This is a genomic window from Buchnera aphidicola (Drepanosiphum platanoidis) (assembly GCF_964020165.1).
Lineage (GTDB): Bacteria > Pseudomonadota > Gammaproteobacteria > Enterobacterales > Enterobacteriaceae > Buchnera_J > Buchnera_J aphidicola_BL.
The window spans coordinates 413,049-435,438 of record NZ_OZ026537.1; the positions used below are offsets into that span (position 1 = coordinate 413,049).

Genomic DNA, 22,390 nt, shown 5'->3' on the forward strand with positions numbered 1-22,390 from the left:
ATTTAAATATATATTTTAATAAAATAGTAAATTTATAAATTTATTAATATTTTTTATAATAAAAGTTTAAATTTTTAATTTTTTATATGTTATGTTAAAATATATTGAATATATTAAATAAAATTTTTAATTATTATTTCAAAAAAAAGGTATTTTATGAATTTAAAAGAAAAAGAAATAATAAAAAATTTGTTTTCTCGTTTAGAAATAAACAATAATAAAAATTCTTTAAAAAAAATAGATAAAGAAGCTAATAAATTTATTAATAAAAAAATTTCTGAAAATCCATATGCAGCATATTTTTTAATTCAATCAGTTTTAATACAAGAGTTAGCTATTAAAAAACTTCATAATAATATAGACATATTAGAAAAAAAAATAATAAAAACCAATGAAAACAATCAACAAAGTTCTAAAGGATTTTTTTCAGGGTTTTTAGATAAATATATTTCTTCTAATTTTAAAAAAAAAAAAAATTTTTCAGAAAATAAAAAAAAAAATAATATATCATCTACTCAAAATTATCAAAATCAAAGAAATATTTCAGGAAATAGTGATATTCCTTTAAATCATGGCAATTATGATAGAAATGTAGGATCAAATTTTTCTGGAAATAGTAATAGTTTTTTAGGTAATGCATTACAAACAGCAGTAGGTGTCGCTGGAGGTGTAGTTGTTGGAAATGCTATTAGTAACTTATTTAATAATTATGATAAGACAAAAAATGAATTGTTAGAAACAAACTTGAATGATGAAGAAATTATAAATAATAATTTTAAAGATGAAAATATAGAAAATTTGAATAGTGATAATAATTCTTTAAATGATTCAAAAATGTCTGATTTTTCTAATTATTCTGATGAAGAAGATTTAAATAATCTTCAAAATATTAAAAATAAGAATAATTATTCTGAAGAAAATGAATTTTTAAATTCTAAAACTTCTAGTTCAGATTCAGATAATAAATCTAATTCAAATGCTTCTAACAACATTAAGTATAATACTTCTAGTTTAAAAGCAGACAATTCTGATGAAAACAATAATCATCATACTAATGATATTTCTGATGATAGTTTTGACACTACTCATATAAATAGTCAATCTTCTTCTGGAGATGAAATAGATAATTATCAAAATTTTAATAATGAATCTTATGTGTCTGATGAAAGTATGAATGATGATACATATCAAGATGAAGAAAATAATTTTTATGAAGATTCAGATGAAGATTATAATGATTCTTTTGATTTTAATGATGATGATAATAATTTTTTTTAAAAAAATTTTTAATAGTAACTTATATTTTAAATTGTTTTAAATAATATTTAAAAAATTTTTTTAATTTATATTAATATAATTTATTTAAAATAATTTAATAACATAATAATTAAACGATTAAACAATTAAAATATATAGCTAATCAAATTTTTAAAAAATATGATTAGCTATAATTTTTTATATTTTTTTTAAATTTTTAGATAAATAATTTGATATTCCTTTTTTTGTTGGAATAATTCCTTCTTTTTTATCATCCCAATTTGCTGGACAAACATATTTATATTTTTTATGAAATTTGATTGCATCAATTATTCTAATAATTTCATTAATATTTCTTCCATAAGGCAAATCATTAATAGATTGATGTCTAATTATTCTATTTTCATCTATAATAAAAGAAGCTCTTAAAGCAATTCCTAATTCTGGATGTTCTATTCCATAAGATTTTTGAATTTCTCTTTTTATATCTGACACCATAAAATATTTTATTTTTCCGATCCCTCCTTTTTGAATAGAGGTATTTCTCCAAGCTTGATGTGTAAATATAGAATCTATAGAAACTCCAACTATTTTTACATTTCTTTTTTTAAATTCGTTATATGATTTGTTAAACGCAATTATTTCAGAAGGGCAAACAAAAGTAAAGTCCATAGGCCAAAAAAATAAAATTGTTATCTTTTTTGATATATATTCTTTAAAATTAAAATTTTCAACTATTTTACCTTGTTTATTTATTGCAGGAGCAATAAAATTTGGAGCTAATTTAGTAATTAAATGCATTTTTTTCTCGTATAATATTTATTTTTAATAAAATAAGAATATTTATATTTATAATATGTATTAAAAAATTTTTATAATTTTAATTACAATTTATTTTTTTATTTTAAATATTTTTAAAAATTTTTTTAATTTTTAAAAATATATTATTAAATGAATATTATAGATATTAAAATATAATACATAAAAATTAAATCTTTAAAATAAATTAAGATAAATAATTTATTTTTTTAATTATAATATTTTTTATATTTTATATATATAATAAAAAAATTTTTTTATATATTTTTATAATAAAACTTATATGTTAATTAACAATTAATACAATGATTAAAAATAATATATTATATAAATAAATATTATTTATTTAAAAATTTTTTTATTTTTGATTTAATATTTGTTTTATTTTTTTATAAAAACTTTTTTTTAATAATATATTTTATTTATTTTTTTTTATTTTTACTTTAGCTTTGAATAAAACTTTATTTTTCCATATTATTCCATATTTCACTATTTTAATAATTTTTTTTTTGTTATTTTTTAATAAATATGAAATGTCATTTAAATTTTTTAATTTATGAATTTTTGAATTATAAAACACATTTTTTTTATTAATAATTTTTATATTATTATTTTTAAGATTTTTTATAAAAGATTTTTTTATTAAATTTATTCCTTTTAAAATTGTATTATTTTTATATTTTTTTGTTTTTGTTAATTTATTAATTTTTTTTATTTTTTTTATAATTGTAACAATTTTTTTTAAAAAATTTTTATATTTTTTTTTTTTAATATTAGAAGTGTATAATTTTGATGTTTTTTTTAAATTTTCTATCTTTGCTAATGATCGTAAAGGAATTTCTATAATTTTTTTTTTTATTGTATTAATTTTTTCTTTTATTTTTTTTATTTTTTTTTTATATCTTTCTGGATTAAAAATTTTTTTTTTTTTTAAAACATTTTTTTCAGATATATTGATTTTTTTTTTATTTATTTTTTTTTTTAAATTATTATTTTTCATAATTTTAATTCATTATAATTAGTTTTTTTAAAGAATATTAATTTATTTTATAAAAATAATTATGATTAATTTTAATTAATTAAAGTAATTTTATAATATTTTAAATATTGAAAATTTTTTTAATATTAAAATCAAATGTAATTTTATTCTTAATAATTTTTATTATATTTAGCTGTTAAAATTTAATTAATATGAAATAAAATTAAAAAATATTTTCAAACAAAATAATAAATTTTAAATTAAATATTATTATTTTTTATATAAATTTTAAGATTTTTTTGGAGCTGGCGGGATTCGAACCCGCGTCCAAAATAAATATTTTTTATAAATAATTACATGTGTAGTCTTAAAATTTTATTCATGTATCTTATAATTTAAGACTATTATAAGAACTATATCTTTTTTTTATATTAAAAATAATAATAAAAGAATTATTATTTCAATCTCTTTTTATTTTTTTCCATTCTAATAATATCTAATTTTTTAAAAGAAAATAAATAAAATTAGAAAAAATGGGTTTAGAAGTTTTTTAAGCTGCTAAAGCATACCTTTGTGTTTTATTTTTTGCAATTATTTTGTTTTGGTTTTTTAACGAGGCAAACCAATTCCTCGACATGAATTTATAAAAATATTAATAATTTGTCAAATCCAATAATCAGCCCCATAAAAAATTATTTTTAAAATTTTTTATTTTTAAAAAATTATGTTTATAATAATTTAAGTAATAATTTTATATGTTTATTTAATAATATATTTTTACTATAAATTATTATAAAATAATATAATAAATAAATAAATTATTAAATAATTAAAATTTTTTATTTTTTTATCTCTTAATATATATTATATAATAAAAAAAATATTATATCTTAAATTTATATTTTTTAATGTAAAAATATAATTTTTTATTTATAATAATTTATAAATAATAAATAATTAATTTAGATATTTATTATATAAACAATTAAGTAATTTTAATAAATTAAAATTTTTATAAAATTTTAAAATATATAAATTAACATATAATTTAAATTTTTTAATAAATAAATTTTAACATTTTTTAACATTTGAGATTAAAAATTTTTTATGACTATAATTAAGAAAATAAAATCACAAATATTAAATTCTCCTATTTTAATTTATATGAAAGGATCTCCAGAAAATCCTCAATGTGGTTTTTCCGCTCGAGCAGTACAAGCATTATCTTTATGTGTAAATAATTTTGATTATGTTGATGTATTAATAAATCCTGAAATTAGAAAAGAATTACCAAAATATTCAAAATGGCCTACTTTTCCTCAATTATGGGTAAATAAAAACTTGATTGGAGGTAGTGATATAATTATAGAATTATTAAAAAATGGAAAATTAAAAAAAATTCTTAAATCAGCAACTTTAAAATAATTTAAAAATTATGAAATTTAAAAAAAATTAAAAGATATGACAATATATAATAATTTATTTTTTTGTCATATCTTAAATTAAAATATTAAATTTTATTAAATTTATTTATTTTTTTTTTAGGCCATCCTCCTAATTTTTTCCAATAATTAATAATTTTACAAAATAAATTCGCTGTTTTATAAGTATCATATAAAGCAGAGTGAGCTTTATTATTATCAAAAATTAAACCCATTGATCTACAAGCTTTAGATAACACAGTTTGACCGACAGCTAAACCACTTAAAGTAGCAGTATCAAAGGTTGCAAACGGATGAAAAGGATTTTTTTTAATTTGGATTCTATTAGATGCAGCCATAATAAAATTATGGTCAAAAGTTGCATTATGTGCAACTATTATTCCTTTATTACATCCAGAATTTTTAATTCCTAAATTTACTAAAGAAAAAATTTTTTTAAAAGCTTTTTTTTCACTAACAGCTTTTCTTAAAGGATTAAAAGGATCGATTTTATTAAATAAAATCGATTCTTTATTTATTTTAGATCCATGAAATGGTTTTATATGAAAATGTAATTTTTTTTCTTTTTTTAACCATCCATTTTTATTCATTTTTAAAGTAATTACAGCAATTTCTAATAAAGCGTCAGTGATTGGATTAAATCCAGCAGTTTCTACATCAACTACAACGGGATAAAATTTTCTAAATCTGTTTTTTATCAAGTTTGAGATTTGAATTTTAGACATTAGTATTCCACTATAAAAAATATAATTTATTAAGCGCATTTTTGAGCATTTTTATATTTTTTTTTGATTATGATATAATTTAACAAATATAATTTTAAGAATAAATTATATTTTTAAATATTTTTTATTTATATTTTATAAAAATAGATTTTTAATATATTTTACGTTTCATTGATTAACATTTTAACAAATTTTTTTTATTTTTATTTATTTATTGTTATAAAAAATTATATTTAAAAAAATTTTATAATTATATTTTTCATAATTAATTCTTTTTAAGAATAATTTAACATTATAAAAATTTATAATTATTATGGACATAAAGTTTAAAAAATATTTTTTTAATTTTTTTTTTTTTTATTATAATAATTAATTTAATTTTTAATAAAAATTTAATAAATAATTATGAATATTAATAATATTAATAAAATTATTTTTTAATTATATTAAAGTTTGTTTGTTTAAAAAATATTATTATAATAATTTTAAATTTTTTAAAAATAAATGTTTTTAAAAATTTTTTGTTAATTTAATTATATTATATTTTTATTTATATATATTTTTTTAATTAATTATTTATAAGATTTTAAAAAAATTTATTATAAATATTTTATTAACAAAATTTAAAATTTTAATATAAAAATATTTTAATATTAATGCATTCTAAATATATTTATTTATTTTTATAATTTTTATAAAATTTTTTGATTTTTTTTTAATGTTATTAACTTTAAAATTTTTGAACAAATAATTAATTAATTTTCATCAAGGAACTATTTTGAATATTTTTAATTATCCTTTCATAACTAAAATAAAAATGATTATAGGATTAGGAAATCCAATAAAAAAATATCAATATACTCGTCATAATATTGGAGCTTTTTTGATTTATAAAATTTGTAAAAATTATTCATTAAATCTTGAAAAAAATAATAAACTTCAAGGTTATATTTCTATTTTAAATATTTATAATAAACAAATAATATTATTCATTCCAAATTTATATATGAATTTAAATGGAATAGCTATTATTAAAGCAATGAATTTTTATAAAATAAAGATACATGAAGTTTTAATCATTCATGATGAGTTGGATTTACCAGTTATGAATTTAAAATTGCGATTTGGATGCGGCCATAATGGTCATAATGGATTAAAGAGTATTATTAATTTTTTTAAAAATAAGAAAAATTATTATAGATTGTCTTTAGGTATAGGAAGACCCAAATGTTGTAAAATAAAAATTGCTAATTATGTACTTTCTTTTTTAAAAAATAATGAAAAAAAAATTTTTTTAAAAACTGTGATAATTGGAATACAATCAATTTTATATTTTTTAAAAACAAAAAATTTAACAAAAACTCAAAATTTTTTAAAAAATTTAAAATTATAATTTTAGTTAAAAATTTGTTTTAAATAGGTAAATAATGAGTTTAAAATGTGGTATTATTGGACTTCCAAATGTTGGAAAATCTACTCTTTTTAATGCTTTTACAAATTTAAAAGTACCAGCTTTAAATTTTCCATTTTGTACAATTTCACCAAACATTGGAATTGCTCCTATATTTGATAAAAGATTATTAGAAATTGATAATATTGTAGATACTAAAAAAATTATTCCTCATTTTATTAAAATTATAGATATAGCAGGATTAATTAAAAATGCCTCTAAAGGTGAAGGATTAGGGAATAAATTTTTATCTCAAATAGGAGAAGTAGACGCAATTATTCATGTCGTAAGAAATTTTAATGATTCAAAAATTATACATGTAAATGGAAAAATAAATGCAGAAGATGATATAGAAACTATTAATTTAGAATTAGTTTTGTCAGACTTAAACTTATGCGAAAAAACCATTTCTAATATAAAAAAAAAAAAAAAAAATTTTTTTAAAAAAGAAAATATTGTTTTAAAAAAAGCATATAGTTTTTTAAAAAAAGGAATTTTTTTAAAAAGTAATTTTTTTTCTGAAAAAGAAAACGCAATTTTAAAAAATTTTAAATTTTTAACTATAAAACCAATAATTTATTTAATTAATTATAATGAATCTTCTAAAAATAATGTTAATGATTTAATATTAAAATTTTGTAGACAAAAAAAAATAGTAGAAAAAATTAATTTAAATTCTTTATTACATAAAAAAAATAACAAATTTAAAACATCTAAATTTATAAAAAATAAAAATTTTTTTTATAATAAATCTTTAAACAAAATAATTACTTCTATTTATAAACTTTTAAATTTAAATACTTTTTTTACAGTAGGAAAAAATGAAATTCGTTCTTGGGCTTTTTTAAAAAATTCATCTTGTGTAAATGTTGCTAAGTTAATTCATAGTGATTTTAGTTCTGGATTTATTAAAGCAAAAGTAATAGATTATAAAGATTTTATATTTTATAAAGGCGAAAAAAATGTTAAGAATTTTGGAAAATTAAGATTTGAAGGAAGAAATTATATAGTTAAAGATGGTGATATTATTCATTTTTTATTTAATGTGTAATTATTTGATTATTTATTAATTTTATAATAATTATTATAAATATAAATATAGAAGTATAAATATATAAGTAAGACTACTATAGAAAATTCTATTCTATAGAACATCTTACTTATGATAAGTATTATACTTTAATATAAAAATAATGTTTATCAATTAAATTTTTTTATAAATTTAGTTATTTTTTTTTAGATTAATAAAATTTTTTTTAATTCATTAAAGTCTGGATCAATATTTTTAGAAATTATTTTTTTTTTAGAATATTTTGATAATCTCTTAGGTAATTTAATTGATATATTTAATACTTTTTCTACTGTTTTTTGAAATTTTGAACAATGCGCTGTTCCTAGAAATATTCCAAAAAATTCTTTTTTTTTATATTTTTTTAATACTTTATAAGCAGTTGCTGCATGTGGTTCAGAGATATAATTTAATTTGAATAATTCTAATAAATTTTTTTTAGTATTTTTTTCAGAAACACTTCCATATCCTAAAGATTTTATATTCCAATTATTTTTTAAAAATATTTCTTTTACTCTGATCCAATTGTTAGGTTCACTAATGTCCATTGCATTAGAAATAGTAGAAATTGTTTTATGAGGATTCCAATATCCGGTTTGTAAAAATCTAGGAACTGTATTGTTTGAATTTGTAGATAATACAAATTTTTTTATTGGTAGACCCATTGATTTAGATAATAAACCAGCTGTTAAATTTCCAAAATTTCCGCAAGGAACAGATATGATTATTTTTTTTCTATATTTTTTAGGAACTAATGAAAATGCTTCAAAATAATAACAGATTTGAGCCATTAATCTGCTAATATTAATAGAATTTGCTGAATTTAAGTGAGTTTTTTTCTTTATTTCTGAATTTTGAAAAGATTTTTTTACTAAATTTTGGCATTCGTCAAATGTCCCATTAACTGAAATAGTTTGAATATTCTCACCTAATGTGCAAAATAATTGTTCTTGTAATTTACTAATTTTTCCTTTTGGATAAAGAATTACTACTTTAATATTTTTCATTTTATAAAAAGCATGTGCAACAGCTGCTCCAGTATCTCCAGAAGTCGCTGTTAAAATCGTAATAGGATGATTTTTTTTGTTTAAATAAAATAATGTTTGAGCCATAAATCTAGCTCCAAAATCTTTAAATGCTAAAGTAGGGCCATGAAATAATTCAAGACATGATATTTTTTTAACAATATTTTTTAATTTTGGCTTAGTAAAAGAAAAAGAAGTAGATACAATTTTTTTAAGATTTTTTTTAGAAATTTCTGACTTTATAAACATAGATAAAATTTTATAACTTCGATCAATAAAATTCATTTTTAACAATTTTTTTAATTTTTTTTTAGATATTTTCGGTATTGTATTAGGAAAAAATAAACCTTGATTAGATCCTAATCCTAATTTTACCGCTTTAGAAAAATTTACTATTTCTTTTGTTTTTTTTAAATTATATAGTTTCATAGTTATTTTTCTCTATTTGTTGGGCTCCTTTAGAATTAATTTTACATATTTTTACAAATCCATTTTTTTTAATAAAATTTTTTTTCAGATATTTTTTTATTTTATAAGCTATTTTTATTTTTGTGCAAATAGAAAATATTGTAGGACCTGACCCAGAAATTCCTAAATTTATTCCTCCAATTTTTTTTATTTTTTTTTTTATCTCATCAAATTTATATAATAATTTTTTTCTATATGGTTCAGCAATAACGTCTTTCATATATTTAATAGCTAATTTTTCTTGATTTGTATGAGATGCATGTATGAATGTAGCTATATTAAGACTATGTTTGATGCATATTTTTCGTGCATAATAATTTGGTAAGACTGATCTTGAAACTTGAGTTGATAAATTAGTTCCAGGCCATGCAATTACCCATAACCAATTTTTAAAATGCGGAATTTTTTGACATTTTATAATTCTATTTTTTTTTATTATAATTCTAATTCCTCCTAAATAACTAGGAGCAACATTATCATAATGAATTTCTTTAGATACATATTTTTCTAAATTTCCCATCATTTTTAACATTTCTTCTTTATTTAAAGGATTTTTAAAAAATATATTTAAAGCTGATAAACTTGCTACTATAGAAGAAGAACTAGATCCTAATCCAGATCCAATAGGCATGTTTTTTTCTAAAATAATTTTGATTTTTGGAATTTTTTTTTTAATTTTTTTAAAAAAATTTTTACATGCTTGTAAAACAACATTTTTTTTTAAATTTTTATTTAATTCTGTTGAAAATTTTCCAATGCAAACAAATTTAAATTTTTTATAATTTTTAATTGTAACATAATCTCCTAAAATAGAGTTATCTATTGGAATTATTGAAGCTCCTAAAATATCAAATCCTACTCCTATATTTCCAATGGAAGCTGGAGCATATATTTTTATCATAATTAATTGTTTTTTTATATTATTTTTAATAAATCAGTGAATATTCCTGATGCTGTTACAGATTTTCCAGCACCATAACCTCTTATTACTAAAGGTTTAGGTTGATAATATTTAGTATAGAAAGAAAAAGCATTTTCTCCATCTTTTATATCATATAATGGATCTTTTTTTTTTATTTTAATTAATTTTACTTGAGAAATTTTATTTTTATCAATTTCTCCAATAATCTTTAGTTTTGTTTTATTATTTTTAGATTTTATAATTTTTTCATGAAAAAAATTATCAAGTTTTTTTATATTTTGCAAAAATTTTTCAACATTTCCTGATGCATTAAAATTAATAGGTAAAATAGGTTGTATTTTAATGTCTTTTAGTTCTAAAGAACATCCTATTTCTCTAGATAAAATTAATAATTTTCTAGCAACGTCAATTCCAGATAAATCTTCTCTAGGATTTGGCTCTGTTAAACCTTTTAAATATGCTTTTTTTACTGCTTCAGAGAATTTTACTCCATGTTCCATTTCTCCAAAAATATATGATAATGATCCTGATAATATTCCTCTAAATTTAATTAATTTATCACCTGTATTTTGTAAAGATTGAAGAGTTTGAATAATAGGAAGACCTCCCCCTACATTTGTTTCATATAAAAATTTTAATTTTTTTTTGTTTGATTGATAACGAATTTTTTTGTAATATTCAAAATTTCCAGTATTAGCTTTTTTATTAGATGTAATAATATTTAATCCTAATTTTAAAAATTTTATATATTTTTTAGAAATTGTATTGCTAGAGGTGCAATCTATAACAACTGTATTTAAAAATTTTTTTTTTTTTAATATTTTTATAAAATTTTTAAAATAAAAAAATTTTTTATTTTTTTTAAATTTTTTTTTCCAATTTTTTAAATTAATGCCTTTTTTTTTAAACAATATTTTTTTAGAATTTAAAATTCCCAAAATATTTATTTTAATATTTTTATTTTTTAAACTTTTATTTTCTGAATAGATTTGATCTAATAAAGTAGATCCTATTTTTCCTACTCCAATTAATAAAACATTAATAGTGTGTTTTTTATAAAAAATTGATGAATATATTTTTCTTATCGTTTTAATATAATTTTTTTTCTTAACTATAAGATTAAAAACATTTTTAATATTTTTATTATTAAAAAATATTTTTTTTTTAAAAAAGTTTATATATGAATATATTTTACTTATTATTAAAAAATTATTTTTTTTAAATTTTGTTAAAATTGATATTAAGGCAAAATTATTTTTTATACTTATCTTAGATTTTTTTGTAAAGTTAAGAATATTTTTATTTTTTAATATTTTTTGTTTTATTATTTTAGAATATTTTTTTTTATATATGAATATTAGTTTTAATAAATTTTTTTTTATTTTCTTAAAAATAAATGAAATATTATGTTTTTTTATTTTTTTTAAAACAAGATAAGAAAACTTTTTAAAATTATTTTTAGAAAAAAATTTAATTTTTAAGAGTTTTATTTTATTATTTATAGCAATTCCAAAAAAATTTTTTTTATTTTTATAAGAAATTTTTTTTATTTTAGTTCCTTTACATTTTTTATTAAAAGTATTTTTAACTATACAAGGAATATTGAATTTTTTTAAAGGAAAGATAGTTTTTGGGTGAATAATTTTTGCGCCTAATTTTGAAAAATTTATTGCATTTTTATATGATATTTTTTTAATTAGTTTAGATTTAGGAATGATTTTAGGATCACATGAATATACTCCATCAACATCTGTCCAAATTTCGCATTTTTTTGCTTGAATACAGACAGAAAGTACAGAAGCTGAATAGTCTGATCCATTTCGACCTAAAGTCGTTTTATTTTTGTTTTTATCACCTGCTATAAATCCTGGCATTAAGGTAATGATATTTTTTTTAATTTTAAAATTTTTAAAGTTATTTTTAGATTTTTTTATATTAATAATTTTTTTTGAAGAATTTTTTGTAATTATAAAAAATTTTTCTGGTTTTAATACTGTAGTATTAAATTTTTGTGCTGTAAAAATATTTTTCATGATTAAAACTGAAAAATATTCTCCCATACTTGAAATTTCAGCATATGTTTTATTTGAAAACTTTTTATTTTTTTTAATTTTATTTAATAAATTTTTTAAAATTAAAAATTTTTTTTTAGATTTTTTTAAAATTTTTTTTATTTTTATATTTGTATCAATTTTAAAAATATTTTTTATTATTTTTTTTATTTTTTTTTTTATTTTTTTTATTATTATTTTAAAATTTTTTTTTATAATAGATTGTTTAATCGTTTGAATTAAATAATTTGTTATTTTATGAGGAGCAGATAATACGATTGCAACAGTATAATTTTTATTTTTTTTTTTTATTATTTTAAATACTTTATAAAAATTTTTTGCATTAGATAATGATGTTCCACCAAATTTCATTACACAAATCATAATTTTTCCTTTTATATTAATTTAAAATTTTTTTATTATTTAAATTTTTAATTTAGTGAAATATTGTAATTGATATTATACTAATTTATTTTTTTTAACAATTAAAACTAAATTAAGTTTTTATATTTGTGAATTTTTTTTAAATTAAAATTTTTTTGTATATTATTTATTTTGATAATTTAAAAAAAATTATTTGTACAATATATATATTTTTTACATTTTAAAAATTTTTTGAAATATTATAAATTTTTTTATTTAATTTAAAATTTTTTAAAAAATTATATATTTAAAATTTTTATATTTTATATTAGAAGTTTTTTATAGTTATTTTAAAATTTTTAAATTTTTAATTTTTTTAGTATTAATTTTTTATGAATGGAAATAAATAATATTATTATGAAACTATCTTTAAAACTAATGTACCAAGGTACTAATTATTATGGATGGGAAAGTCAAATTAAAAATTTTTCTATTAAAAATATTGTAGAAAATGCTATTTCTAAAATAGCTAATCATCCAGTAATAATTTTTTGTGCAGGAAGAACAGATTCTGGAGTGCATGCTTTATCTCAAATTATACATTTTAAAACTAAATCTTTTAGAAAAAATTATTTTTGGTTAAAAGGTATTAATCATTTTTTACCAAAAGATATTGTAGTGTTATGGGTTAAAAAAGTATCAGAAAATTTCCATGCTAGACATTCAGCTATTTCTAGAAGTTATAGATATATTATTTATAACACTAATATACAAAATCCTTTTTTAAATAATTTTTCTTTTAAAGTAAATAATATTTTAGACACAAAAGAAATGAATTATGCCGCTCAATATTTATTAGGTGAGCATAATTTTAGTACTTTTAGAGCATCAAAATGTCAATCTTTAAGCGTATTTAGAAAAATTTACTATATAAAAGTATATAAATTTAATGTTTATTTTATTTATATAGACATTACTGCTAATGCTTTTTTATATAAAATGGTTAGAAATATTATTGGTTCTTTACTTCAAATAGGATTAAAAAAAAAAAAAAAACATTGGATTTTAGAAATATTAAATATGAAAAATAGAATTTTTGCAGGTCCAACTGTTCCAGCTAAAGGTTTATATTTATTTTCTGTAAAATATCCTAAAATTTATTTATAAATTTTAATGTTTTTAATTAAATTAATAAAAATTTTTAAATTTAATATTTTTATTTAAATTTTAAAAAATATTTTATAATGATAATAAACAAATTTACAAATTTTTAACGTGAGAAATTAAAATGTTATTCAAGTATTTTAAAAATTTTTTTATTAGCAGAAACGAAAAAATTTTAAATAAATTATATAAAATTGTAGAAAAAATTAATCTTTTAGAATCTAAATATCAGAAATATTCAGACAAAGAATTAAAAAATCAAACTTTTATTTTTAAAAATGAATTAAAAAAAAAAAAAAGTTTAAATGATATTTTAATAGAATCTTATGCTGTAGTTAGAGAATCAAGTAAAAGAGTATTTGGAATGCGTCATTTTGATGTTCAATTATTAGGAGGAATTGTTTTGCATCAAAATTGTATTGCTGAAATGAAAACAGGAGAAGGAAAAACATTAACTTCTACTTTACCAATATATTTAAATTCTTTAGAAGGGAAAGGAGTTCATGTTGTTACAATGAATGATTATTTAGCTAAAAGAGATGCAGAAAAAAATCAAGAATTATTCAATTTCTTAGGATTAACAGTTGGTTTAAATTCTTCAAATATTTCTATAAAGTTAAAACAAAAAGCATATAATTCAGATATTACTTATGGGACAAATAATGAATATGGATTTGATTATTTAAGAGATAATATGATTTTTCATAAAAAAAATAGAATACAACGTAATTTAAATTATGCTTTAATTGATGAAGTAGATTCTATTTTAATAGATGAATCAAGAACTCCTTTAATTATTTCAGGAGAAGCTAAAGAAAGTGCTGAATTATATAATAAAATTAATTTTATAGTTAAACATTTAATAGAACAAAAAAAAGGAGATTCTTATGATTTTTCTGGAGGAGATTTTTCTATTGATGAAAAATCTAGACAAATTTATTTAACTGAAAAAGGTTTAACAAAAGTAGAAAATTTATTAATAAAAAATAAAATTTTGAAAATGAATGAATCTTTATATTCATTAAAAAATTTAAAATTAATGCATTATATAATTTCTGCTTTAAAAGCTCATAAATTATTCATTAAAAATATAGATTATTTAGTAAAAAATAATGAAATTATAGTTGTAGATGAGCATACTGGAAGAATTGTTAAAGGAAGACGATGGTCTGAAGGTTTACATCAATCCATAGAAGCAAAAGAGAAAGTTCCTATTAATAATGAGAATAAAACATTAGCTTCTATAACATTTCAAAATTATTTTAGATTATATCAAAAATTATCTGGTATGACAGGAACAGCAAAAACTGAATCTTTTGAATTTTATAACATTTATAATTTAGATACAGTAGTAATACCAACTCATACTCCTATGATTAGAAAAGATTATTCAGATGTAATTTTTCTTACTGAAAAAGAAAAATTAGAAGCTATCATTAAAGATATAAAAAAATGTGTATTAAAAAAACAGCCAGTTTTAGTTGGAACAATTTCTATAGAAAAATCAGAAAAAATTTCATTTCAATTAAAAAAAAATGGTATTAAACATAATGTTTTAAATGCAAAATTTCATGATCAAGAAGCTAAAATTATATCGCAAGCTGGAAGTCTGGGAGCTGTTACTATTGCAACTAATATGGCTGGAAGAGGAACGGATATAGTTCTAGGAGGAGCCTTAAATATTAAAAATTTTTCTACGAAAAAAGCACAAATAAAAAAAAATTTAAAAAAATATTTAAAAAAAAAAAAAAAATGGAAAAAATTTCATAGTTTAGTTTTATCTGTTGGAGGTTTGCATGTAATTGGAACAGAGAGACATGAATCTAGAAGAATCGATAATCAACTAAGAGGAAGAGCTGGTCGTCAAGGAGACATAGGTTCATCTAGATTTTACATTTCTATGGAAGATTTTTTAATGAGAATTTTTATATCTGATAATATAATTTTTTTACTAAGAAAATTAGGTATGAAATATGGAGATTCTATTCAACATAGTTGGGTAAATAAAGCAATTGCTAATGCTCAAAAAAAAGTAGAAATTAGAAATTTTGAAATGCGAAAACAACTTTTAGAATATGATAATGTAATAAATGAACAAAGAAAAGTTATTTATGCTCAAAGAAATAATTTAATTAATAGTAATGATATTACTAAAATAATTAGAAAAATTTCTAAAGATGTTTTTTGTAATTTTCTAAATAAATTTTTTAATGATAAAAAATATAAATATTATTCTAAAGAAATTTTTTTAAAAAATATTGAAAATTCTTTAAAAAAAAATTTTGATCTTCAGTGTTCATTTAATTTTTTTCATATAAAGAAAAATATTTTTTTAGAAAAAAATAATATATTGAAATTAATTATAGAAAATTTTAAGTTAAAACAATTAAATCAAGAAAGTTTAATTGGAAAAAAAAATATTAGATCTTTAGAAATAAATATAATGTTATCTTCTTTAGATATTTTCTGGCAGGATCATTTGTCTTCTATGGATTATTTAAAACAAGGTATTAACTTAAGAGGATATGCTCAAAAAGATCCTATCCAAGAATATAAAAAAGAGTCTTTTTTAATATTTTCTGAAATGTTAGATTTAATTAAATATGATGTTATTAAAAAAATTAGTTTATTAAAAATAAATAGTAAAAATTTTTTAATTGATTTAAAAAATTTAAAAAAAAAAATTAAATTTTATTATGAAAAAACTAAAAAAAATGATAATTTTTTTGTTTTTCAAAGAAATAAATTATGTTTTTGTAATTCTGGAAAAAAATATAAACATTGTCATGGAGTTTTTAAGTAAATTTGTTTTAAAAAAATATTTTTATAATGATTTTTAAATGATGAAGTAATACAATAAAAGTAATAAAATATATAATTAAAATAATTTTTTTTTATTTGTTCTTATTAAAATAAATTTTTTAAATCTTTTAATATTTAATTTATATTTACACAAATTTAAAAAATTTATTTTTTTATTCATAATTAAGGAAAACAAATGTCTAAAGATAAATATAAAAAAAATGATTTAGATTTAGAAACAAAAGAATGGTTAGAATCTATTAGATTAGTAATTAAAAAAGATGGACTAAAAAGAGCTAATTTTTTAATAAATTTTATTTTAAAAAAATTTAAGCTGTTAAAAATAAAAAATTTTAAAAATTTTTTAATAAGTGATTATATTAATACTATTTCTGCAGATAAAGAAGTAGAATATCCAGGAAATATTGAAATAGAAGAAAAAATTTGTTCTGCTGTACGTTGGAATGCTTTAATGATGGTTTTAAAAGCTTCTCAAAAAAATTTAGAATTAGGGGGTCATTTATCCTCTTTTCAGTCCTCAGCAAATATATATGAAGTTTTTTTTAATCATTTTTTTAAAACAAATGATTCTCATGAAAAAAGAGATATTATTTATTTTCAAGGGCATATTGCTCCAGGTATTTATTCTAGAGCTTTTTTAGAGGGAAGAATTTCTGAAGAACAATTAGATAATTTTCGTCAAGAAATTCATGGAAAAGGTTTACCTTCTTACCCTCATCCAAAACTTATGCCAAATTTCTGGCAATTTCCCACAGTTTCTATGGGATTAAGTTCAGTTTGTTCGATTTATCAAGCAAAATTTTTAAAATATTTAAATAATAGAAAGTTATTAAATACTACTCTTCAGAAAGTTTATGTATTTTTAGGTGATGGAGAAATGGATGAACCAGAATCTAAAGGTTCATTAAGTATTGCTTCTAGAGAAAAATTAGACAATTTAGTTTTTATTATAAATTGCAATCTTCAAAGATTAGATGGTCCAGTTTTAGGAAATGGAAAAATTATAAATGAATTAGAAAGTGTTTTTAAAGGTTATGGTTGGGAAGTAATAAAAGTAATTTGGGGCCAAGGATGGGATAATTTGCTTAAAAAAGATTGTAATAATAAGTTAATAAAATTAATGAATGAAACTATAGATGGAGATTATCAAACTCTCAGATCTAAAAATGGTAAATATATTAGAAAAAATTTTTTTAATCGTTATAAAGAAACAAAAAAATTAGTTAAAAATATGACTGATGAAGAGATTTGGAGCTTAGAAAGAGGAGGTCATGATTATAAAAAAATATTTAATGCTCTTAAAAAATCTGAATCTGTTAAAAATAAACCTACTGTAATTTTGTTTCATACTGTAAAAGGTTATGGGATGGGAAAAATTGCAGAAAGTAAAAATGTTGCTCATCAAATAAAAAAGATAAATTTTTCGGATATAAAATATATACGAGATAAATTTAAAATACCTATAAAAGATGCAAATTTAAAAAATTTACCATATTTTTCTTTTAAAAAAAAATCTAAAGAATATAAATATCTTCATAATAAAAGAAAAATTTTAGGAGGTTATGTTCCTACAAGATCAAGTAGTTTTGATATAGATTTAAAAATTCCAATATTAAATGATTTTAAATCTTTATTACAATTTTCTAAGAAAAAAATTTCTACTACTATAGCTTTTATTAGAATATTAAATATTTTATTAAATTTTATTGGTTTAAAAGAACGTATTGTTCCAATAATTGTAGATGAAGCTAGAACATTTGGAATGGAAGGTTTATTTAGAAAGTCTGGTATTTATAATTCATTAGGTCAAAAATATATTCCTCAAGATTTAGATCAATTTTTTTTTTATAAAGAAGATAAAAAAGGTCAAATTTTACAAGAAGGTATTAATGAATTAGGAGCTTCAGCTTCATGGTTAGCAGCAGCAACTTCTTATAGTACAAATAATTTTCCTATGATACCTTTTTATATTTATTATTCAATATTTGGATTTCAGAGAACAGGAGATTTATTTTGGGCAGCTGGGGATCAACAAGCTCGAGGATTTCTAATTGGAGGAACTTCGGGTCGTACAACTTTAAATGGAGAAGGATTACAACATCAAGACGGTCATAGTCATATATATTCTTTAACAATTCCTAACTGTATTTCTTATAATCCAGCTTATACATATGAATTAGCAGTAATTATTCAAAATGGATTATTTAGAATGTATGGCAAAAATCAAGAAAATATATATTATTATATTACAATATGCAATGAAAATTATAAAATGCCAAAATTTTTAGATTCTTTTAAAGAAGGAATTTGTAAAGGAATTTATAAAATAGATAGTATTTCAGGGTTTAAAATAAACGTTCAATTATTAGGATCAGGATCTATTTTGAGAATAGTTAGAAAATCTGCTAAAATTTTAAAAAAATATTGTAATATAGGATCAGATGTATACAGTGTTACCTCTTTTACTGAGTTAGCTCGAAATGGTCAAGATTGCATACGATGGAATACATTAAATCCTTTAAAAAAGAATAAAGTTCCTTATGTTCAAAAGATCATGAATAAAAATCCAGCTATTGCTGTTACTGATTACATGAAAATATATGCAGATCAAATCAGAGGATATGTTCCATCAGTTTCATATACTGTTTTAGGGACAGATGGATATGGACGTTCTGATAGTAGAAAAAATTTACGAAAATATTTTGAAATTGATGAATATTATATAGTAATTACTGCATTAAATTCACTTGCTAAAATTGGAAGAATTAGTTATTCAGTAGTTTACAATTTTATTAAAAAATTTAAAATTAATTGTAATAAAATTAACCCAAGATTAGCTTAAAAGAGGTTCAATGAAGTTTAAAATTAAAGTCCCAGATATCGGAGAAGATTTATTAGAAATAGTGGAAATTTTAGTAAAAGAAAATGATTTTATTGAAAAAAATCAACCAATAATTATTATTGAAGGACAAAAAGCTTCTATGGAAATTCCTTCTACTCAAACAGGTAAAATAAATAAAATATTTGTAAAAATAGGAGATAAAGTAACTACTAATTCTAATATTTTAAGTTTAAAAAAAGAAAAAAAAGTTAAAGTTGATAATAAAGATTTAAAAGATTCTAAAGAGATTATTTCAAAAAATATAAAAATTAATTCTACAAAAAAAATTAAAAAAAATATTTTTAATAATTCTTCTTTTATGTATGCATCTCCTGTTGTAAAAAGAATATCTAGAGAAAATTTTATAAATTTAAAAGAAGTAACAGGTTCCGGTAAAAATAATAGAATTATAGTAGAAGATATTTTAAAATTAATAACAAAAAAAAAATTAAACTTTTCAAATTATAAATATTTAAAATCTTCAATTAAAAATTTTTATGTGAATAAAAAAAAAATTATTTTAAAAGAAAAAGTTAAAAATTCTATTGTTTTAAGTAATATACAAAAATTTTCTAACAAAAAATTTATAAAAAGTTGGAATACAGTTCCTCATATTACTCAATTTTATGAAGTTGATATTACTGATTTAGAAAATTTTAGAAAAAATTATAATTTTAATTGTAAAAATAAAAATTTTAAAATTTCTTTATTAACTTTTTTAATTTTAGCGGTTTCAAAATCTTTATCTAAATATCCTAAATTTAATAGTTGCTTATCTAAAGATCAAAGTGAAATTATTTTAAATAAAAAAATTAATATAGGAATAGCTGTAAATACTGAATTAGGAATATTAGTGCCAGTTTTAAAATCTTTAAAAAAAAAAAAGATTTTAGAAATTTCTGAAAATTTAAAAATATTAATTAAAAAAGTTCGAACTAAAACAATTACTACCTCAGAAATGAGTCATGGAACTTTTACGATTTCAAATTTAGGAAATTTTAAAAGTAGTTTTTTTACTCCTATTATTAATATTCCAGAAGTATCAATTTTAGGAATTTCTACTTCCATTGTAAAACCTTTATGGAATAAAAAAAAGTTTTTGCCTAGATTAGTATTACCATTATCTTTATCCTATGATCATAGAGTAATTAATGGAGTAGATGGATCTTTGTTTATGAAATATTTAGGTAAATGTTTAAATAAATTTTATAAAATTTTATTTTAATAAATGTAAATTTATAAAAATTTATTAAAATTTATTACTGTAATTTTATTTTTAAAGTTAATAAATTTATTTTTTAAATTATTATTTTAATATAATTTTTTAATTTTTTTAATATTTAATCTATAATAAAAAGAGAAAATATGCACAAAAATTTAAAAACTAATTTAGTAGTAATAGGTGGAGGGCCAGCTGGTTATTCTGCAGCGTTTAGAGCCTCTGATTTAGGTTTAAAAACAATTATTATTGAAAAAAATAATTTTTTAGGAGGTGTATGTTTACATAAAGGATGTATTCCTTCAAAAGCATTACTTCATATAGCAAAAGTTTTAAGAGAATTTAGAGATTTTTCTAAATTAGGAATTTTTAAAGAAAAAAAATTTATTGATATAAAAAAAATAGTTTTATGGAAAAATAATTTAATTGAAAAAATGTCTTTAGGGTTAAAAAGTTTATCAGATATAAGAGGAATTAAAGTTATTATAGGTAATGCAAGTTTTTTTGATAAGAATACATTGTATGTTGTGAGTCCTGATAAAAAAGTTTTTTATATTAAATTTGATAGTTCAATTATTGCCACTGGATCAAGACCCAATCAATTTCCTTTAGTTTCTAAAAAAAACAATAATATTTGGAATTCTACAGATGCCTTAAAACTTTCTAAAATTCCAAAAAAATTATTGATTGTAGGAGGTGGAGTTATTGGTTTAGAAATGGCCACAATATATCAATCTTTTGGTTCAAAAGTTGATATTATTGAAAATTCTTCTAGACTTTTACCATCAGTAGATTCAGACATTAGTAAATTATACTTTAGTTTTATAAAAAACAAATTTAATATTTATTTAAGTTCTTTTATAAAAAATATTCAAGTAATAAAGAAAGGAATTAAAGTTCTAATTAAAGACGATTTTAAATGTATAAAAAAAGTTTATGATACAGTCTTATTATCTATTGGAAGAAGACCAAATATTGAAGGTTTAAATTTAGAAAAAATAGGAATAAATTTTAAAAATGGATTTATTAAAGTTGATAAACAATGTAAAACTAATGTAAGCAATATTTATGCTATTGGTGATGTTTCGGGACCTCCTATGTTAGCTCACAAAGGATCTTATGAAGCTCATATTGCAGCAGAAGTAATTTCTGGTAAAAATCATTATTTTGATACGTCAATTATTCCTATGGTAGCTTATACTGACCCCGAAATTGCTTGGGTAGGAATGACAGAAAAAATGGCAATTAAAAATAATATTAATTATGAAACTGCTTCTTTTCCATGGTCTGCTTCTGGAAGAGCATTAGTTACTCATAGTTCATCTGGAATTACAAAATTAATATTTGATAAGAATACAAACAAAATTATTGGCGGATTAATTATTGGATCTAATGCAGGAGAACTGTTAGGAGAAATTTCTTTAGCTATAGAAATGGGATGTCATGTCGCAGATATTTCTTTAACTATACATGCTCATCCAACTTTATATGAATCTATTAGTGCTTCTTCAAAAATTTTTGAACGTACTATTACTGATTTAATTAATAAAAAATAATTATTATATTAATAATTTTTTGATGTTATGAGTACATTTTACATAACATCAAAAAAATTTTTAATTTTAAAACAATTTAATTATTTTTTATATTATAAAATTATATAAAAAGATTATTTCATCCATTATTATTCATATTTTTTTAAAATTATTATTTAATATGTAAGAAAATAATTT

The 22,390-nt window shown here is 18.4% G+C and carries 15 protein-coding genes and 1 other RNA gene; 9 read left to right on the forward strand and 7 right to left on the reverse strand.

Features of this window, described 5'->3' with window-relative positions:
• The first annotated feature begins 156 nt into the window (after positions 1–156).
• Entirely contained in the window at positions 157–1,278 is a 1,122-nt protein-coding gene (locus tag AACL42_RS01945) for a DUF2076 domain-containing protein (protein ID WP_340147471.1), read from the forward strand.
• A 177-nt stretch (positions 1,279–1,455) separates the two neighbouring features.
• On the opposite strand, the gene AACL42_RS01950 is transcribed toward AACL42_RS01945, so the two are convergent.
• From AACL42_RS01950 to ssrA, 3 genes are all read right to left on the reverse strand, one after another.
• Positions 1,456–2,058 carry a redoxin domain-containing protein gene (locus tag AACL42_RS01950; RefSeq protein ID WP_340147472.1) on the reverse strand — a complete coding sequence of 201 codons (603 nt, stop codon included), beginning with the start codon at positions 2,056–2,058 and terminating at the stop codon, positions 1,456–1,458.
• A 436-nt stretch (positions 2,059–2,494) separates the two neighbouring features.
• A complete protein-coding gene (gene grpE, locus AACL42_RS01955) occupies positions 2,495–3,076 on the reverse strand; it encodes a nucleotide exchange factor GrpE (RefSeq protein WP_340147473.1) in 582 nt (193 codons plus the stop codon).
• 276 nt (positions 3,077–3,352) lie between these two features.
• Positions 3,353–3,739, reverse strand: a transfer-messenger RNA (tmRNA) gene (gene ssrA / locus AACL42_RS01960).
• Between the two features lie 423 nt (positions 3,740–4,162).
• On the opposite strand from ssrA, the gene grxD reads away from it, so the two are divergent.
• Positions 4,163–4,480, forward strand: a complete 318-nt coding sequence (grxD, locus tag AACL42_RS01965; RefSeq protein WP_340147474.1) for a Grx4 family monothiol glutaredoxin — start codon at positions 4,163–4,165, stop codon at positions 4,478–4,480.
• Positions 4,481–4,565: 85 nt separating this feature from the next.
• Here the strand turns inward: grxD and rnt are convergent, their stop codons facing one another.
• Positions 4,566–5,222, reverse strand: a complete 657-nt coding sequence (gene rnt, locus AACL42_RS01970; protein WP_340147475.1) for a ribonuclease T — start codon at positions 5,220–5,222, stop codon at positions 4,566–4,568.
• A gap of 778 nt (positions 5,223–6,000) precedes the next feature.
• On the opposite strand from rnt, the gene pth reads away from it, so the two are divergent.
• Complete coding sequence (gene pth / locus AACL42_RS01975; protein WP_340147476.1) at positions 6,001–6,615, forward strand: aminoacyl-tRNA hydrolase; 615 nt, start codon at positions 6,001–6,003, stop codon at positions 6,613–6,615.
• Positions 6,616–6,649: 34 nt separating this feature from the next.
• The gene (gene ychF / locus AACL42_RS01980; RefSeq protein ID WP_340147477.1) at positions 6,650–7,723 is read left to right on the forward strand and encodes a redox-regulated ATPase YchF; all 1,074 of its coding nucleotides are present in this window, start codon (positions 6,650–6,652) and stop codon (positions 7,721–7,723) included.
• Between the two features lie 185 nt (positions 7,724–7,908).
• Here ychF and thrC read toward each other — a convergent pair whose 3' ends face one another.
• From thrC to thrA, 3 genes are read right to left on the reverse strand one after another with little or no spacing between them, the layout of a single operon-like run.
• Positions 7,909–9,195 carry a threonine synthase gene (gene thrC, locus AACL42_RS01985; RefSeq protein WP_340147478.1) on the reverse strand — a complete coding sequence of 429 codons (1,287 nt, stop codon included), beginning with the start codon at positions 9,193–9,195 and terminating at the stop codon, positions 7,909–7,911.
• Positions 9,182–10,135: a homoserine kinase gene (thrB, locus tag AACL42_RS01990; protein WP_340147479.1), complete on the reverse strand. Its 954-nt coding sequence runs from the start codon at positions 10,133–10,135 to the stop codon at positions 9,182–9,184. Before thrB ends, thrC begins: the two co-directional genes overlap by 14 nt.
• A 14-nt stretch (positions 10,136–10,149) precedes the next feature.
• Entirely contained in the window at positions 10,150–12,591 is a 2,442-nt protein-coding gene (gene thrA, locus AACL42_RS01995) for a bifunctional aspartate kinase/homoserine dehydrogenase I (protein ID WP_340147480.1), read from the reverse strand.
• Between the two features lie 396 nt (positions 12,592–12,987).
• Between thrA and truA the strand changes: the two genes are divergently transcribed.
• The 5 genes from truA (at position 12,988) to lpdA (ending at position 22,213) form a co-directional block, all read left to right on the forward strand.
• A complete protein-coding gene (truA, locus tag AACL42_RS02000) occupies positions 12,988–13,737 on the forward strand; it encodes a tRNA pseudouridine(38-40) synthase TruA (RefSeq protein ID WP_340147481.1) in 750 nt (249 codons plus the stop codon).
• A gap of 121 nt (positions 13,738–13,858) precedes the next feature.
• Positions 13,859–16,537, forward strand: coding sequence for a preprotein translocase subunit SecA (gene secA / locus AACL42_RS02005; protein WP_340147482.1), 2,679 nt, complete (start codon positions 13,859–13,861; stop codon positions 16,535–16,537).
• A gap of 195 nt (positions 16,538–16,732) precedes the next feature.
• Positions 16,733–19,399, forward strand: a complete 2,667-nt coding sequence (gene aceE, locus AACL42_RS02010) for a pyruvate dehydrogenase (acetyl-transferring), homodimeric type (protein WP_340147483.1) — start codon at positions 16,733–16,735, stop codon at positions 19,397–19,399.
• 10 nt (positions 19,400–19,409) lie between these two features.
• The gene (locus AACL42_RS02015) at positions 19,410–20,663 is read left to right on the forward strand and encodes a 2-oxo acid dehydrogenase subunit E2 (protein WP_340147484.1); all 1,254 of its coding nucleotides are present in this window, start codon (positions 19,410–19,412) and stop codon (positions 20,661–20,663) included.
• A gap of 140 nt (positions 20,664–20,803) precedes the next feature.
• The gene (lpdA, locus tag AACL42_RS02020; RefSeq protein ID WP_340147485.1) at positions 20,804–22,213 is read left to right on the forward strand and encodes a dihydrolipoyl dehydrogenase; all 1,410 of its coding nucleotides are present in this window, start codon (positions 20,804–20,806) and stop codon (positions 22,211–22,213) included.
• Positions 22,214–22,390: the final 177 nt, after the last annotated feature.